This window comes from Megamonas sp. (assembly GCF_986095205.1).
Genome location: NZ_CFQVBI010000030.1, coordinates 1 through 1,891 on the forward strand (window position 1 = coordinate 1; position 1,891 = coordinate 1,891).

Sequence of the window (1,891 nt, forward strand, 5' to 3'; positions counted from 1 at the left end):
TTAGGTAATCTGCTATAAAAGCAGATACCGCACATTCGTTTATGTTAGAAAACATATTGTGCATTGTTTAGTTTTCAAAGAACATCTTTTGTCTTGCTCTCTCGAGCTGACTTTAAATATTATATCTTACGTTTTTTGTTTTGTCAACAACTTTTTTCAAACTTTTTTATTTCGTTTGTTTTGTTGTTTTCAAAACTCTTTATTTTGTTTGTTGCTCATCGACAACGTTGATTATTATATATTAAACTCAACCTAAATGTCAACACCTTTTTTTATATTTTTTTATAAAAAAATTAATATAATTTTAATTTCTCTTGTAGATATATATAGATTATAATAAAAATATACTATATAAAGAAAGAAGGGCTATTTATGTTAAGAAAAACATACAAAAAACTATTATCAACAGGTATTGCTTTATCTTTAGGTTTTTCAATTTCTTATACTATATTGCCTAATCAATCTGCATATGCCTTCAACTGGGGCAATGCTATTGGCGCTGTAGCTATCACTGGTATTCAATATCAGCAATTAGAAAAACAGCTCAATTATCTAGATAGTGATGGTCGTCATGAATATTTTAATCAAATGAAAAGTGAATTAGGAGAAAATACTGACCCTTATTACAATACTTTATTAGATAATATCATGAACCGTTTGACTTATGCTATCTCCTTAACGGACCCTTCTATTAAAGATAAACCTTATAATTATTTCATTAATCCAAGTGAAGAATATAATGCCTTTTGCACTGTAGGTCATAATTTAAGCGTAAATACTGGTATGTTTAAATTGCTCAATAATAATGAAGATGAACTTGCCATTGTTATTGCTCATGAATTAGCTCATGGTGAAGAAGAACATGTTCAAAGCTCTGCCAAGAAAAGTTTTTCTGTACAATTATTGACTAATCTTTATGCTTCTCAAAATCCTAATATTATATCTATAATTGGTGCGAATGTCCTGCAAAATAATATGATTGCCAAAGGTATAACTAAAGTTCAAGAACAAGATGCTGACGATATTGCTTTTAATTATGCAACAAGCGCTGGTTATAATATCGGTGCTGGTGCTGCTACTTGGCAACGTTTTATCGATAAAATGGGTGAATCTAAAACTAATTTCGTAGGTGAATTATTCTCCCCATCTGACCATCCAAGTCATCAATCACGCCGTGATAATTATTCTGATAAACTCACTGACTATAGTAATAATAAAGTAAAAGTTGATAGTAAAACTGGCACAATTAGTGTAAATCGTCATGATTTTATAACACCTGTCCCTGCAAATGATATGAGCAGTCAAGAAAGAGCATATCTAATTGCTGGTAATTTGGCAGCAGTTTATCATAATCATCCTAAAAATCCACCTGAAGCTTATTTAAGTGGAAATACAATTTATATGGGTAATCAAGCAATAATGGTTGTTGAATATGGAGAAAATGGTAATAGTATTGTAAATAAATTAAATTCTATTAGATAATTTGACGGAGGATATAACTAAAAATAGATTAATTACTTTTATCAATGTAGTGATTTATAGTATTAACTTCATTACTTTATCTTGTCTATTATTAAGTGCTTTATATTCTTTTAAGTCTCATCCTCTTTTTATATTATTCTTTGCTTGTAATTGTTGGCTAATAAATCAATTTAAAAATGCTTTATCTCAACTAATACCTAACAGAAAATTGAATTTCTTTATTTGTACTTTAAATATCATTTTAATATTAACTATCATTTTTCATTTAGGATATATTTCCATGTCCTTTCATGACTTCAACTAACAAAAAAGACTTACTACTAATTTTGAACTGCACCCCAAAAGTTGGACACAAAACAACTTTTGGAGGTGCAGTTTTTTTATGACTAAATACTCAAATGAATTTAAA

The 1,891-nt window shown here is 28.5% G+C and carries 1 protein-coding gene; it reads left to right on the forward strand.

Features of this window, described 5'->3' with window-relative positions:
- The first annotated feature begins 372 nt into the window (after window positions 1-372).
- Entirely contained in the window at window positions 373-1,482 is a 1,110-nt protein-coding gene (locus AC5LAX_RS04265; protein ID WP_117977159.1) for a M48 family metallopeptidase, read from the forward strand.
- Window positions 1,483-1,891: the final 409 nt, after the last annotated feature.

What these genes read in the sequence shown, in the direction of transcription:
- AC5LAX_RS04265 (WP_117977159.1), top strand. Translation starts at nt 373, where the DNA reads ATGTTAAGAAAAACATACAAAAAACTATTATCAACAGGTATTGCTTTA.